The sequence below is a fragment of the Kribbella sp. CA-293567 genome (genome assembly GCF_027627575.1).
Classification (GTDB): domain Bacteria; phylum Actinomycetota; class Actinomycetes; order Propionibacteriales; family Kribbellaceae; genus Kribbella.
Genome location: NZ_CP114065.1, coordinates 6,923,232 through 6,936,668, shown reverse-complemented (window position 1 = coordinate 6,936,668; position 13,437 = coordinate 6,923,232). Strand labels below are relative to the sequence as shown.

13 protein-coding genes are annotated in these 13,437 nt (G+C 68.7%); 7 read left to right on the top strand and 6 right to left on the bottom strand.

What is annotated here, in order from left to right:
• Positions 1 to 11 precede the first annotated feature (11 nt).
• Genes arfB through OX958_RS32045 form a run of 5 tightly spaced genes read right to left on the bottom strand, consistent with a single transcriptional unit; the run spans position 12 to position 6,518 of the window.
• Positions 12 to 437: an alternative ribosome rescue aminoacyl-tRNA hydrolase ArfB gene (gene arfB / locus OX958_RS32065; RefSeq protein WP_270133946.1), complete on the bottom strand. Its 426-nt coding sequence runs from the start codon at positions 435 to 437 to the stop codon at positions 12 to 14.
• 59 nt (positions 438 to 496) lie between these two features.
• On the bottom strand, positions 497 to 1,837 hold the full coding sequence (locus OX958_RS32060; protein ID WP_270133945.1) for a UDP-glucose dehydrogenase family protein: 1,341 nt from the start codon (positions 1,835 to 1,837) through the stop codon (positions 497 to 499).
• A 33-nt stretch (positions 1,838 to 1,870) separates the two neighbouring features.
• Positions 1,871 to 3,136: a hypothetical protein gene (locus OX958_RS32055; RefSeq protein ID WP_270133944.1), complete on the bottom strand. Its 1,266-nt coding sequence runs from the start codon at positions 3,134 to 3,136 to the stop codon at positions 1,871 to 1,873.
• Positions 3,133 to 5,181, bottom strand: a complete 2,049-nt coding sequence (locus OX958_RS32050) for a right-handed parallel beta-helix repeat-containing protein (RefSeq protein WP_270133943.1) — start codon at positions 5,179 to 5,181, stop codon at positions 3,133 to 3,135. Before OX958_RS32050 ends, OX958_RS32055 begins: the two co-directional genes overlap by 4 nt.
• On the bottom strand, positions 5,178 to 6,518 hold the full coding sequence (locus OX958_RS32045) for a glycosyltransferase (protein WP_270133942.1): 1,341 nt from the start codon (positions 6,516 to 6,518) through the stop codon (positions 5,178 to 5,180). The genes OX958_RS32050 and OX958_RS32045 overlap by 4 nt, the downstream gene beginning before the upstream one ends.
• A 340-nt stretch (positions 6,519 to 6,858) precedes the next feature.
• On the opposite strand from OX958_RS32045, the gene OX958_RS32040 reads away from it, so the two are divergent.
• From OX958_RS32040 to OX958_RS32010, 7 genes are all read left to right on the top strand, one after another.
• Complete coding sequence (locus OX958_RS32040; RefSeq protein WP_270133941.1) at positions 6,859 to 7,986, top strand: OmpA family protein; 1,128 nt, start codon at positions 6,859 to 6,861, stop codon at positions 7,984 to 7,986.
• Positions 7,987 to 8,122: 136 nt separating this feature from the next.
• Positions 8,123 to 8,587, top strand: a complete 465-nt coding sequence (locus tag OX958_RS32035) for a TlpA family protein disulfide reductase (protein ID WP_270133940.1) — start codon at positions 8,123 to 8,125, stop codon at positions 8,585 to 8,587.
• Positions 8,588 to 8,633: 46 nt separating this feature from the next.
• On the top strand, positions 8,634 to 9,473 hold the full coding sequence (locus OX958_RS32030) for an RDD family protein (protein WP_270133939.1): 840 nt from the start codon (positions 8,634 to 8,636) through the stop codon (positions 9,471 to 9,473).
• Between the two features lie 271 nt (positions 9,474 to 9,744).
• A complete protein-coding gene (locus tag OX958_RS32025) occupies positions 9,745 to 10,197 on the top strand; it encodes a DUF4395 domain-containing protein (RefSeq protein ID WP_270133938.1) in 453 nt (150 codons plus the stop codon).
• Positions 10,198 to 10,209: 12 nt separating this feature from the next.
• Positions 10,210 to 11,058 carry a sulfurtransferase gene (locus OX958_RS32020; protein ID WP_270133936.1) on the top strand — a complete coding sequence of 283 codons (849 nt, stop codon included), beginning with the start codon at positions 10,210 to 10,212 and terminating at the stop codon, positions 11,056 to 11,058.
• Position 11,059: 1 nt separating this feature from the next.
• The gene (locus OX958_RS32015; protein ID WP_270133935.1) at positions 11,060 to 11,356 is read left to right on the top strand and encodes a DUF1416 domain-containing protein; all 297 of its coding nucleotides are present in this window, start codon (positions 11,060 to 11,062) and stop codon (positions 11,354 to 11,356) included.
• Positions 11,357 to 11,594: 238 nt separating this feature from the next.
• Complete coding sequence (locus OX958_RS32010) at positions 11,595 to 12,821, top strand: choice-of-anchor P family protein (protein ID WP_270133934.1); 1,227 nt, start codon at positions 11,595 to 11,597, stop codon at positions 12,819 to 12,821.
• Positions 12,822 to 13,008: 187 nt separating this feature from the next.
• On the opposite strand, the gene dtd is transcribed toward OX958_RS32010, so the two are convergent.
• Entirely contained in the window at positions 13,009 to 13,434 is a 426-nt protein-coding gene (gene dtd, locus OX958_RS32005) for a D-aminoacyl-tRNA deacylase (protein WP_270133933.1), read from the bottom strand.
• Between the last annotated feature and the right edge of the window lie 3 nt (positions 13,435 to 13,437).

Genomic DNA, 13,437 nt, shown 5'->3' with positions numbered 1-13,437 from the left:
GGCGCCGCAGATCAGTCGGTCGGCCGCCCTCGGAGGCGCTTGGTGTCCCCGCGGCGCTTCTTCTCGTCCAGCCGCCGCCGGACCGAGCCCTTACTGGGCCGGGTCGGCCGCCGCTGCCGTGCCGGCGCTGCGATGGCCTCCCGGATCAAAGCGGCCAGCCGCGCTCGCGCCGCCTCCCGGTTGCGCCACTGTGACCGCTGCTCGGACGCAGCCACAGTCAGTACGCCGTCCACCAGCCGCGACCCGAGTCGCTCCAGCGCCCGTGCCTTCAGTACGTCGTTCAGCGCCGTGCTGCTCGCCACGTCGAAACTGAGCTCCACCCGGCTGTCGGTGGTGTTCACCGACTGGCCGCCCGGGCCGCTCGACCGGGAGAACCGCCAGGACAGCTCGGTTTCCGGGATGACGACGCCGTGGCGCACGATCAACCCGGAATCCATGAGCACCATTCAACCAAGCGCCGTCAATCGACTTCAGGCGGCCGGGTCAGGCAGCCGAGTCAGGCAGCCGGGTCGTGAGCGCGCCCCAGCGCCCGGTAGTCCCAGGACGCCGCCTGCCAGGCCACCGGGTCGAGCGCGTGCCGGCCGTCCACGATCGCGCGCACGGCCACGATCTCGCCGAGCCACTCCGGATCGATGTCCTTGAACTGGTCCCACTCGGTCAGCAGGGCCACCACGTGCGCTCCTTGCGCCGCCTCGGCGACCCCCGAGGCGTAGTGGAGGTCCGGATAGGCCTTGCGCGCGTTGTCCATCGCCTGCGGGTCGTAGACGCGCACGATCGCGCCCTCGGCCTGCAGCAGCCGGGCCACGTCCAGGGCCGGAGCGTCGCGGACGTCGTCCGAGTCGGGCTTGAACGCCGCCCCCAGCGCGCAGACCGTCACCCCTGCCAGCGAGCCGCCCGCCTGGGAACGGATCAGGTCGACCGTCCGCTGCCGCCGGCGCTGGTTGATCGCGTCGACCTCACGCAGGAACGACACGGCCTGCCCGACCCCCAGCTCCTCGCTGCGGTGGATGAAGGCCCGGATGTCCTTCGGCAGGCAACCGCCGCCGAACCCGAGTCCGGGCCGCAGGAACCGGCCCCCGATGCGTGGGTCGTAGGACAGCGCGGCCGCCAACTGCTGTACGTCGGCGCCGGTGGTCTCGCACACCTCGGCCATCGCGTTGATGAACGAGATCTTCGTGGCGAGGAAGGAGTTCGCGGACACCTTGACCAGTTCGGCCGTCGGCAGATCCGTCACCACGACCGGTACCTCGGCCTCGAGCAGCGGCTCGAATGCGGCCCGCAACTGCTCCACCGCCCAGTCGGATGCCACTCCGAAGACCAGCCGGTCCGGGCGCAGTGTGTCCTCGACGGCGAAGCCTTCGCGAAGGAACTCCGGGTTCCAGGCCAGTTCGACCTGGTCGCCGGCCGGTGCCGTCGATTGGAGCAGCTGAGTCAGCCGGGCAGCGGTGCCGACCGGGACGGTGGACTTGCCGACCACCAGAGCACGCCGGGTCAGGTGTCGCGCCAGATCGGTGACGACGGCGTCGACGTACGTCATGTCGGCGGCAGGCGAGTCCTTGGCCTGCGGCGTACCGACGCAGACGAAGTGCACGTCACCGAAGGCGGCCGCCTCGGCGATGTCGGTGCTGAACCGCAGCCGGCCGGAGTCGAGCGCTTTGCTCAGCATCTCGGGCAGGCCGGGCTCGTAGAACGGCACCCGGCCGTCCGCCAGCGCCGCGATCTTGGCCTCGTCGGTGTCGATGCCGAGTACTTCGAAGCCGAGCACGGCCATGCAGATCGCGTGCGTGGCACCCAGGTAGCCGGTGCCTAGAACGGTGATGCGTGGCTTGGCAGCCATCGGAACCCCCCATAGGTTCTTGAGTCGGAGAAATCAGCGGCAGGGAATGTTGCTGAGCCCCTCGCCGGCGCCGGTGAACTTGTTGTCGCAGGCAACCACGTTGGCGGCGGGCTGACGCAGGGCGATCGCCAGGCCGGGCCCGTCGACGGTGGCGATGTTGCCGGTGAAGACGTTGTTGTCTCCCCAGCCCTTCAGGATCTGGTGGGTCTGGAAGCCGTCCTGGGTCGACTTCGCCCCGCTGTTGCCCTTGATCAGCCAGTTGTTGCCCTTGACATCCACCCAGGAGTCCGCGCCGGTCAGGGCCGACCCGTCGAAGGTGTTGCCCTCCACCAGCCCGCCGGTGGTGCCTTCCTTGATGTCGATCGCCTCGGAGGTGGTCTGCGACATCTTGTTGCCCTTGACCACGTTGCGGTCGCTGCGGTCGGGCTGGCAGTCGTTCACCGTGCACCAGTTGCTGACCGCAGAGCCGATGTAGACGCCCTCGCCGAACTTGTCCCGGCGCAGGCCGGTCTTGAAGATCGTGTTGTTGAGGACGACGTTGTCGGTGCTGTTCGCGCGCAGGTGGATCGCCTCGTCGCCGATGTCGTGCACGGTCAGACCCTGCACGACCGACCCGACGGTGGTGTCGGCCATCACGCCCTTCTGGCCGTTCGTGACGGTGAAACCCACCAGCCGCCAGTACTTGGCCTTGTTGAGGTGGAGTACGTACCCACCCTTGATCCCGTCACCGTCCAGTACGGCGCCCGCGCCGCCGCACAGCCAGATCGGCTGGTCCGCGGTACCGGAGGCCTGGGTGACGAACTTGCCGAGGTACTTGCCGTCCTCGAGCGCGATGCTGGCGCCCGGAGCGACCTTCGCCAGGGCCTCTTCCAGGCTCTTGGTGTCCGTCACCGTGACGGTGGCCTCGGGGCAGCTGACCGCTGCGGAGTTCGGCAACGGACCTTGCCCGGCCGCCGCCGCGTTGGCGATCAGCGGAGCGTCGGCAGGCTTGCGTTTGCCTTCCTTGCCCTCCTCTTGCTCCGAGTCGTCCGGCGACTTGGTCTCGGTCGGTGACTCCGTCGTACTGGGCGGATCGGTCGGGTCGTCGGTGATCGGCGGGATGCTGGGCTCCGGTGGCACCTCCGGGATCGACGGCACGGCCACCGGCGGCGGGGCCGACGAATCGTCCGGCCAGGCGGCGGCGACGATGCCACCACCGAGCAGCAGGACCGCCCCGGCCGCGCTGCCGGCGATGACCAGCTCGCGCCGGGAAAGCCTGTTCAGCCTGGTCAGTTCGAGCAGCCGGCGCAGCCGGGTCATCTGGCTCCCAAGTGGTTCTCGTTGGACGCGGGCACGGTGCCGGCGGACAGTGTCCGGCCGTCGGTGACCGGCGCCTTGTCGGCGTACGGGTGAGCAACGCGCCGCGCCTGGCGGGTGCCGCGGGCGGCGGTGAAGATCAGCAAGGCGGCCAGCAACAGCCACATCGCCGTCAGCGGCTGCAGGAACCGCTTGAGCGTGACCACGAACGGCGTGGTGTCGTGCCAGTGGTCCTCGTCGTTCTTCCAGCGCTGCATGTTGACGTCGGCCGCGCGCTTGGTGTCGATCGCGCTCGGTCCCCGGCCGCTGATGGTGTTCTCGGTGACCTTCGTCTCGTTCACCGAGCCGACCAGCGAGATCGCGTGCGAGTCGGCGTCGGACAGCGTGTTGCGCTGCACCGTCGCGGCCGAGTCCCGCACGTACACCGAGGTGTTGCCGCCGCTGACGATGTTGCCGGTGATCACCGACTTGCTGACGCCGTCGCGGATCGCGATGCCCTGCCGGATCGGCTTGGTCACCCGGTTGCCGACCACCGAGACGTCCTCGGCGCCACCACGGACCACGACGCCCATGTCGTTGCCCTGCAGGTCGTTGGCGTTGACCCCGATGTTGGTGCCGCCGATCACCTCGACGCCGTACCGGGCGTTGTCGATCAGTTTGCTGTTGGAGACGGTGTTGTTGCCGTAGCTGCCCAGACTGGAACCGGTCGCGCTCGGACCGTCGGCCAGCGGCAGACCGGACATGGTCAGCCCGTTGCGGTGGTTGCGGCTGGCCCCGATCTCGGACAGCACGATGCCGGTCGTTGCCCTGGACAACACGAAGCCGTCACCGGCGTTGCCGTCGGCGGTGCTGGAGTCGACCACCGCGTTGGTGACGTAGCGGTGCATCACCAGGCCGTCGACCAGGCTGTCGTCGAACTTGCTCTCCCGGATGTCGAGCCCGTTGGCGCTGGCGGCGAACAGCCCGAACGCGTTCCGCTTGACGGTCGTGTTCTGGATCAGCGCGGAGACGTAGCTGTACTCCGGATCCGCGATGTCCACCTCCGGCAGCGGCAGCTTGCCGGCCGGCAGCACCTGGCTCAGGCTGTTCTTGCCCGCCCCGGCCAGCCCGGTGGTCCCGTTGGTCTCGGTCTTCTTCGCGTCGTTCTGCGCCTGCCGCTCCTTGGTGGCGCGCTTGCCGACCCGCATCGTCTCGCCGAGCTTGTCCAGCGAGCCGCTGTTCGGCCGGTCGGTACCGGTCAGCGACAGGCCGCCGGTCCGGCCGCTCCAGAAGCCGAGATCGGACAGTTCGGCGTACCGGAAGCGGACCTGGCCGCCGAGGGAGCGGATGTAGGACCGGCCGTCGTTGGTGAGCGTGTCCGGGCCGTCGTTGTCGCGGTTCCAGCTGGAGATGCGGACCGGCCGGCCGTTCGCGCCCTGCACGTTCAGCACGCCGCCGTAGTTGACGATCGAGACGAAGCCGTTGCCGTCACTGGCCAGCCGCAGCGTGAGGCCGCCGGACGACGCCAGGTTCAGCGTCGCGCCGTTCTGGATCACCACGTGCTCGGACAGCAGGTAGCCGCCGTCGGGCTGCCGGATGAAGGTCTGCGGGGCGAGCCCGAGCAGGTCCTTGATGGTGTACACCTCGCGCCGAGGGGTCAGCACCAGCGTGTACGCCGATCCGGTGGCGATCCGGTACGGCGAGTTGAGTGAGGTCTTGCTCCACCGGGCCAGCGAGTCGACCGTGCGCACCTCGACCAGGCGGCGGTCCTCGTCGGCGACGTACGCCGCCTCGGCCTCCGGATCGCCCGGGTAGGGGAGCCGGTCGATCGTCTTGTCGTCCTTGGCCTCGCCGGGGGTGGTCGGCTGGGCGGAGTCCGGTGGCTGGGTCGTCTTCGGGGTGGTGCTGCCGGGTTTGACGGCGGTTGGGGTCGTCTGCGGGGTCGGCGTCGGTGTCGCGTCCGTCGTACCGGCGGCGGTGGACTGCATCCAGACCAGTCCGGCGACGCCGAGCACACTCACCACGACGACGGCACGCCAGAGCTTGCGGCCCTTCTTCGGCGCGGTCATGAGGCGGTCTCGTTCTGCAGAGCGGGCTGGAGACCGGTGGTCGAGGTGGTGGTCTGGTTCGGCCGGATCAGCGAGGCCGCGTCCTGGCCCTCGCCGCCGACGGAGTCCTCGGAGCGGGTCAGCCAGCCCTGGTGGTTCATCGTCACGAACGCGTAGAGCTTGATCGGCAGCGCGATCAGGATGACGACCACGGTGATCAGCGGGAGGAGCAGGATCTCGCCCGGATGCCTGCGCAGGTGTGAGATGCCGCGGATGCCGCGGGCGATCGTCATCCAGATGATGGCCAGCGTGTAGCTCTGCCAGGTCCACTCCAGCCGGCTGAACACCAGGTAGCCGATGGTGATGCCCATCGTGATCGGCGTCAGCAGGATCTGCAGCACGGTCACCTTGGTGACCAGCGGCACCCGCCACAGCCAGCCCTTGTAGACGGCCGTCAGGTAGCAGCGGTAGGAGTTGCGGCTCCAGCGGATCCGCTGCTTGGCGAACGCCCGGAAGGTGGCCGGGAACATCGACAGCGCGCGCGCCGACGACTGGTGCACGGTTTTGTAGCCGGAGGCAAGTACCAGCCAGGTGAGCCGGCCGTCGTCACCGGCGATGCACCGCCGGCCGAGGAAGAACTCGTTCTCCAGGTTCTCCAGCACCGGCAGTACGACGCTGCGCCGGTAGGCGCCGGTGCGGCCCGAGACGCAGGCGACCGCGCCGGCCCGGCCCATCGCGGGCACGTAGTCGTAGTAGCGGAGGTTGACCAGCCAGTTGGCGACCCGGCGCCAGACGCTGGTGGTGCGCTCGTGCACGTTCTGCTGGGTGCTGACCGCGCCGACCTCGGGGTCGATGAAGGGGCGCTGGACGGCCTTCAGCAGTCCCGGCTCCCAGCTGGTGTCGGAGTCGACCAGGACCAGCACCTCCGAGGTGGCGACCCGGATCCCGACGCCGAGCGCGGACCGCTTGCCCGCGTGCTTGAACAGGATCGGGTTGATCCGCGGGTCGTCCAGCGCGACCAGGCGCTGGTACGCCTCGGTGTCCGCGACGTCCAGGACGATGATGATCTCGTCGGGGTTCTGATGCCGCCAGGACTCCAGGCAGCGCATCAGGATGTCGGGATCCTCATGGAAGGAAGGAACCACCACCGACGTGGTGGTGGTGAAGTCGTTTTCGATCGGCCCGGCCAGCCGGGACAAAAAGAATCGGTAGAGCCAGAGCGCCCAGACGACAATTCCGGCGGCGGCCAGCGGAATCAGACTTCGCCATTGCGAAAGGTCGTCCGTCGAGATCGAGAATTGGGCGATGCGGTCCCAGATCTCAGCCAGGCTCAATCGGCTGACGGGCAGATTCGACACAATCATTCCTTAACCCCCCACCGCACAATGCGGTCGAATTTTCACCCGACCACACCCCTGGGTCAGGTGACGCCTCGCGACCGCACCTCACGTCGGTCGTCCTGCGATCGGCTGCGGACAGTCACCGACCTGTTCGCAGCCTCCGTCGAAAATAGTCGCCCCCGCCGTCGGCGTCAACGCGGTGCGGCCAGCCCTGAAACTAGCCGTTGCGGCCGCCGGGCGCTGCTGACTTCGGCATCGTTCACGCAACATTAATCGGCGAGTAACACCGGCCCCGGCGGCATTTCCGCCGGTCCGTCCCGCATGCGAGACTTGGCCAATGCGAAATAGGTCACGGCTGGTGAGGAGTTGTTTACTCGCGATTGCGGTGACCGGTGCGCTGGTGGCTTGCGACGACGACGGGAAACCTTCTTCCGGGGGCTCCGTGCCGCCGTCGGCGCCCGGCTCCGCGACCGTCTCGGCCACCCCCGGCACACCCTCCACGACCAGTGCTTCCAGTACTCCGCCGACGCCCGCGCCGGACCCGGAGTGCACGCCCGGCCCTGGCCGGACCGTCGAGCAGTTGCCTCCGGCCACCGTGGCCGAGGTGGCGGTCCCGCCGCTCACCTACGACTCCGGCGGTCAGCAGAAGACGGCGATGGAGGGCTTCACCATCCCGGCGCAGACCGTCCCGGCCGGCTGCGTCATCCGGTACGACGCCCCTGGCGGCTGCCTGGGCGCGATCAAGATCACCGGCGCGACGATCCCGCCCGTGACGATTCCCGGCAGCACGCTGACCGGCAGCACGCTGACCGGCAGCGGCAAGGAGTTTCCCGGCGTCACCGTGCCGGGCCGGAACGCGCCTGCCGTCACCTCACCGCAGATCTGCCAGGTCGAGACGAAGGGCGTGCTGCCCACGGTGACCCGCAAGGGCGTCGTACGGCGGGGAGTGTCCCGGAACGGCGCCGCCAGACCCGGTGGTTTCGTCCGGGGTGAGGGAGAGGTTCCCGACCTGCGCGTCCCGACGGTGAAGGTGCCCGAGCTGCAGTTGCCGGACGTGGACGTCGACCCGGCCCGGCTGGAGTCGCGCAAACTGCCCGGCCAGGACAAGGTCGACGTCTTCACCGGCGAGGGCGCGGTCTCCTACGTCGCTCCCGGCGATGTCCTGTTCGATACCGATCAGGCCACGATCCGTCCGGACGCGGCCAAGGCGCTGCATGCCATCGCGCTGAAGATCAAGGCCGGAGCGCCGGGGGCGAAGCTGCGGGTCGAGGGCCACACCGACGATCGCGGTGACGCGACGTACGGGCTGCGGCTGTCCGAGCGGCGGGCGCAGGCGGTCGCGTCCTACCTGATCGGAATCGAGAAATTCCCGGCCGCGCGGATCAGCACCAAAGGTTTCGGCGAGGCGGCTCCGGCCGTTCCGAACAGCTCGGATGCCAATCGGCAGAAAAACCGCCGGGTGGTCATCACCGTCGCCGCCGGCTGATCCTTACCGGTCAATTATCCGGCCGGCGGCCTAAACGTCCGTTTGAAATGCGGTGCCGACGATTTGTGGTTTAACGCCGGTCCACCCAGTGAACGAGCGGCGGAGCGTATTGGGCGCCGACGTACGCTGGATTGTCATGAGCCCAGGGATCATCGTGCTGGTCGGCGCCGTCGTCCTCGGCGTCGTGCTGAGCGTGCTGAAGTCCCGGTTCGACGGACGGTTCCGGGGCCGGGCGAGACGTGGAGGAGCAGTGGAGGACAAGTCGGCGGCGGTGGAGCGGGTCTCGGCCGCGGAGCTCGGTGGCGAGCTCGGTGAGCGGGCCACGATGCTGCAGTTCTCGTCGGCCTTCTGCGCGCCCTGCCGGGCCACCCGCCGCACGCTGGCCGAGGTCGAGTCGATGGTCGCCGGGGTCCGGCACGTCGAGCTGGACGCGGAGTCCCACCTCGAGCTGGTCCGCCGGCTCGACATCATGCGGACGCCGACGGTGCTGGTGCTGGACGCGAGCGGCGCGATCGTGACCCGAGCCAGCGGCCAGCCGCGCAAGGCGGACGTGATCGCAGCCCTCGGTGTCGCGGTCGACGCGAGCAGCTCCGCCAGGTAGCGGCCCCGGATAGCGCGGCGACCTGCCGATACGTGATGCTTTGGCGATGAGCTTCCCCGCCGGCTGGTACGACGATCCGCAGGACCCGACCCAGCAGCGGTACTGGGACGGCGGGTTCTGGACGGACTACCGCCGCCCTCGCGAGGGGCCGCCGCCTTACCCGGGGCAGTTCGGGCAGCCGGCCGCAGGACAGCCGGGGAGCGGGCAGGCGCAGCAGCAGGGGCAGCAGGGCTTCGTGCCTGGCCTCGGGCAGCCCGGCATGGGCCGCGAGGGATACGGGCCGCAGCAGGGGTACTCGCAGCAGCAGGGTTTCGGCTATGGGCCGCGCGTTCCGGCGACACCGGACGGTCAGCCGCTGGCCGGCTGGTGGAAGCGGGTGCTGGCCCGCATCATCGACAGCTTCGTGCTGTTCTTCATCACGATGCCGTTCGCCGGCTATTTCTACTGGCGGGCGATCGAGATCATGATCGACGAACTGCGCGACGACTTCGACGCGGCGTCCAGGGGTGCCGAGCCGCCGCCGATCAACACCGAGCTGCCGCCGGAGCTGTACAAGTGGCTGATCCCGGTGGCGGTGATCTCGCTGGTCATCTCGTTCCTCTACGAGTACCTGATGCTGACCCGCAGGGGCGCGACCCTCGGCAAGATGGCGGTCGGCATCAGCGTGCGGCTGCGTGACGTCGCCGGCCCCCCGCCCGGCTCGGCCGTCGCCAAGCGGTTCGGCGTGGACTTCGGGTTCCAGTTGCTCGGCTGGATCCCGGTGGTCGGCACGCTGTTCAGCTTCCTCGGCCTGATCAACTACCTCTGGCCGCTGTGGGACGACAAGAAGCAGGCCCTGCACGACAAGGCCGCCAAGACGAACGTGGTGGTGGGCCGGCAGTCCTGATCCAGCATGTGATCAGTTGTCTCATCAGGTGGGACCATTGCTGGTGGTCCCCACAGGTATCCGTACTCTCGGGAACGTGGAGTACACGACATGGCTGACCAAGCGCAGGGCAGTGGACAACTGCCGCATGCGCTCGTCCCTGTGTCGTCCCTACTGACCAGGCGGCGTCCCGAGCGCTCCGGAACCGGTAGCTGAGCACGGTTCCAGTACGTCGCCTCCCGCAATCCCCGGGCGGGTCCGGCTCGAACCACCTCCTTCTCCGGGAGTCGTCATGTCCAGCAAGACGGCAGCACAACCCCAGGTCGATCCGCGCGGGCTCCGGTTCGCCGCCGTGCTGACGACGGTCGTCCTGGCGCTCACCCTGGTGCTGAACAACCCGTGGCCGCTCGCGGTCCAGGCCGTCGTGTTCGCGATCTCGGTCGCCCTGGGCGTCCAGGCCTCGCCGTACGGGTTGCTGTTCAAGCGGCTCGTCCGGCCCCGGCTCGGCCCGCCGGCGGAGCTGGAGGACGCGGCGCCGCCGCGGTTCGCCCAGCTGGTCGGGCTGGTCTTCGCCGTGCTCGGGCTGGCCGGGTACTTCGCCGGTGCCGAGCTGCTCGCCGTGGTCGCCACCGGGTTCGCCCTGGTCGCCGCGCTCGTGAACGCCACCGTCGGGCTCTGCCTCGGCTGCGAGGCCTATCTGCTGATCCATCGCATTCGTACGCCATCCACCGCTACCACCACTTAGGAGCAGCATTCAATGAGCAGGGAATCCTCGCTCGTCTCGGCCGACTGGGTCGAGGAGCACAAGAGTGACGCCGACGTCGTCCTGATCGAGGTCGACGAAGACGTTTCGGCGTACGACGCCGGCCACATCGCCGGTGCGATCAAGCTGGACTGGAAGCAGGACCTGCAGGACCAGGTCCGGCGCGACTTCGTCAACCAGGAGCAGTTCTCCGCGCTGCTGTCGGAGCGGGGCGTCAAGAACGACGACACCGTGGTGCTCTACGGCGGCAACAACAACTGGTTCGCGGCCTACGCGTACTGGTACTTCAAGCTCTACGGCCACAGCGACGTCCGGCTGCTCGACGGCGGCCGCAAGCGCTGGGAGCTGGACAGCCGCGAGCTGACCGACGAGGTGGTCAAGCGCGAGGCCACCCAGTACCAGGCCAAGGAGCCGAACCTCGCGATCCGCGCCTTCCGCGACGAGGTCGAGCAGGCCATCGGCGTCAAGAACCTGGTCGACGTCCGCAGCCCCGACGAGTACGCCGGCCGGCTGCTCGCCCCGGCCCACCTGCCGCAGGAGCAGGCCCAGCGCGCCGGGCACATCCCGACCGCGGCCAGCATCCCGTGGAGCAAGGCGGCCAACGACGACGGCACCTTCCGCGCCGACGAGGAGCTGAAGACCCTGTACGCCGACGCCGGCGTGGACTTCGGCAAGGACACCATCGCGTACTGCCGGATCGGCGAGCGCTCGGCGCACAGCTGGTTCGTGCTGCACGAGCTCCTCGGCCAGGAGAACGTCAAGAACTACGACGGTTCGTGGACCGAGTGGGGTTCGCTGGTCGGCGTACCGGTGGCGCTCGGCGACGAGCCCGGGAAGGCCTGACATGTGCGGCGCCAAGAAGGGCGGCCTCGACCTCAAGGGGGTCGACATCGACAAGGAAGCCGTGATCCAGGGCCAGGTGCTGCGCGGCGAGGAGCCGGTCGGCGGGGCCTACGTGCGGCTGCTCGACTCCACCGGTGAGTTCACCGCCGAGGTGCCGACCTCCGCGACCGGGCACTTCCGCTTCTTCGCGGCTCCCGGAACCTGGACGCTGCGCACGCTGGCGCCGAAGGCCGACCCGGTCGACCGCCAGGTGGTGGCCCAGTTCGGCGAGGTGGCCGAGGTGGCCGTCGCCGTCTGACTTGGTAGTTTGCTGACCCCGAAGGGCCCGTTTGCTTGCGCGACGGGCTCTTCGGCTTGTCCGGGCCCGGTACGGATTCCCTTCCCGTACAGGGCTTTCGTTGTTTCGTCAGCGAGTTCTCAAGGTAACGGTTTGATCTCGGAGAGGGCACAGCTCGTTACCTACCGCGACCGAATGAGTTGTGTCTGTGTCCTGGCCCGCTCACTAGGGTCATGTCATCACTCAGGGAGGAGGGGTCATGAGACCCCGCATCGGATACAAGAAGCTCGCTGCCGTCGGAGTTGCGGCGGCTGTCGGCGTGGCTTCCACGATTGCGCTGACCTCGGGTTCGGCGTCCGCCAGCTCGGTTTTCGGTCGTAGCGGCTACGCGTTCGCCACCGACGTGCAGGCCGGCGTCGTGGGCAGCGGCCCGACGACCGTCGCGCAGTTCAGCTGCACCACCAACACGAACGCCTCGGATCGCAACGACACCGCGACCGCGAACGTGAACAACCACGCCATCGCGCAGACCGTCACCACCGACACGAAGTCGTTCAACGACGCCCGTGGCAACGGTGTGACCAGCAACGCGACCGCCGCCGACATCCGGCTCGGCAACCTGCTGCACCTGGTCGGCGCGAAGACCACGACCACGTCGGTCTACAAGAACGGCCAGCTGTCCTACAGCGGCAACACCACCTTCGCCGCGGTGCGGATCGGCGGCGTCAACGTGCCGTCGCTGCTGAAGCCGAGCCCGAACTTCAAGGTCGCCGTTCCGGGCCTGGGCTACATCGTGCTGAACCGCGTCGGTGGCGTGAAGACCGGCTCCGGGATCTACTCGTACTCGCAGGCCGTCGTGCTGCACGCGACCGTGAAGAACCGCTACATCCCCGAGGGCGTGGACGTCGCCGTCCTGAAGACCCGCGCGGAGATCACCAAGCCGGCCACCGCGATGGTGATCGGTGACGCGTACGTGTCGACCGCGCACGTCGACAAGCTGGTCAAGTCCGGCAAGACCGCCTACCAGGCCACCTGCCAGGGCACGGAGGGCAAGACCGTCCGGAACGCGACCGCCGAGGTCGTCATCCCCAAGGTCGCCTACGTGGGTGCGGCGTTCACCACGAAGAACGGCTACATGGGGGCCGAGAAGTCGGCCGTCAACTTCACCTCGCACGTCGCGGGTGTCCGGGTCGGCAAGCTGCAGATCGGTGCCATCGAGTCCTCCGCCTCCGCGTGGAAGACGAAGAACGGCAAGGTCGGCCTGAACCACACCTCGAGCATCGCCTCGATCCGGGTCGGCAACAAGACCTACCCGGTCCAGACGGGCCCGAACGCAACGCTGGACATCCCCGGTATCGCCAAGCTGACCTTCAACCAGGTCGTGCGTCAGAGCCGGTACGTGTCCGTCAACGCCCTGGTGATCGACGTCTACAGCCTGAACACCAAGGTTGTCCTCGGCCACTCGGCCGCCGGTGTGATCGGCTGATCCAGCCACCACCTCACCTCGCTGAGCCGAACCTCACCGATTCAGCCAGGTAGCTCTCCAGGACCCCCGGGTCCGGATCCACGAGATCCGGTCCGGGGGTCCTGTCGTTGCCGTCGGGGCCGGGGGCCGGGGGCCGGGGCAGGCGTCGGGCGTCAAATGTCAGGTGTCACGCGTCACGCGTCACGCGTCACGCGTCGAGGATCAGCGTGACCGGTCCGTCGTTGGTCAGCGCGACCTGCATGTCGGCGCCGAAGCGGCCACGCTCGACCTTCGCGCCCAGCGCCTCCAGTGCGGCGCAGAAGGCGTCGTACAGGGGTTCGGAGACCGGCCCAGGAGCGGCGGCGCTCCAGGAGGGGCGGCGGCCCTTGCGGGTGTCGGCGTACAGGGTGAACTGGCTGATGGCGAGGATCGGTGCCTGTTCGTCGGCGCAGGAGCGCTCGTCACGCAGGATCCGCAGGGTCCAGATCTTCGCGGCCAGGGCAGCCGCCTTCTCGGCGGTGTCGTCATGGGTGACCCCGAGCAGGACCATCAGGCCCGGCTGGTCGATCGCGCCGACCACCTCGCCCTCGACCGTCACTGACGCCTGACTGACCCGCTGCACGACTGCTCTCATGGA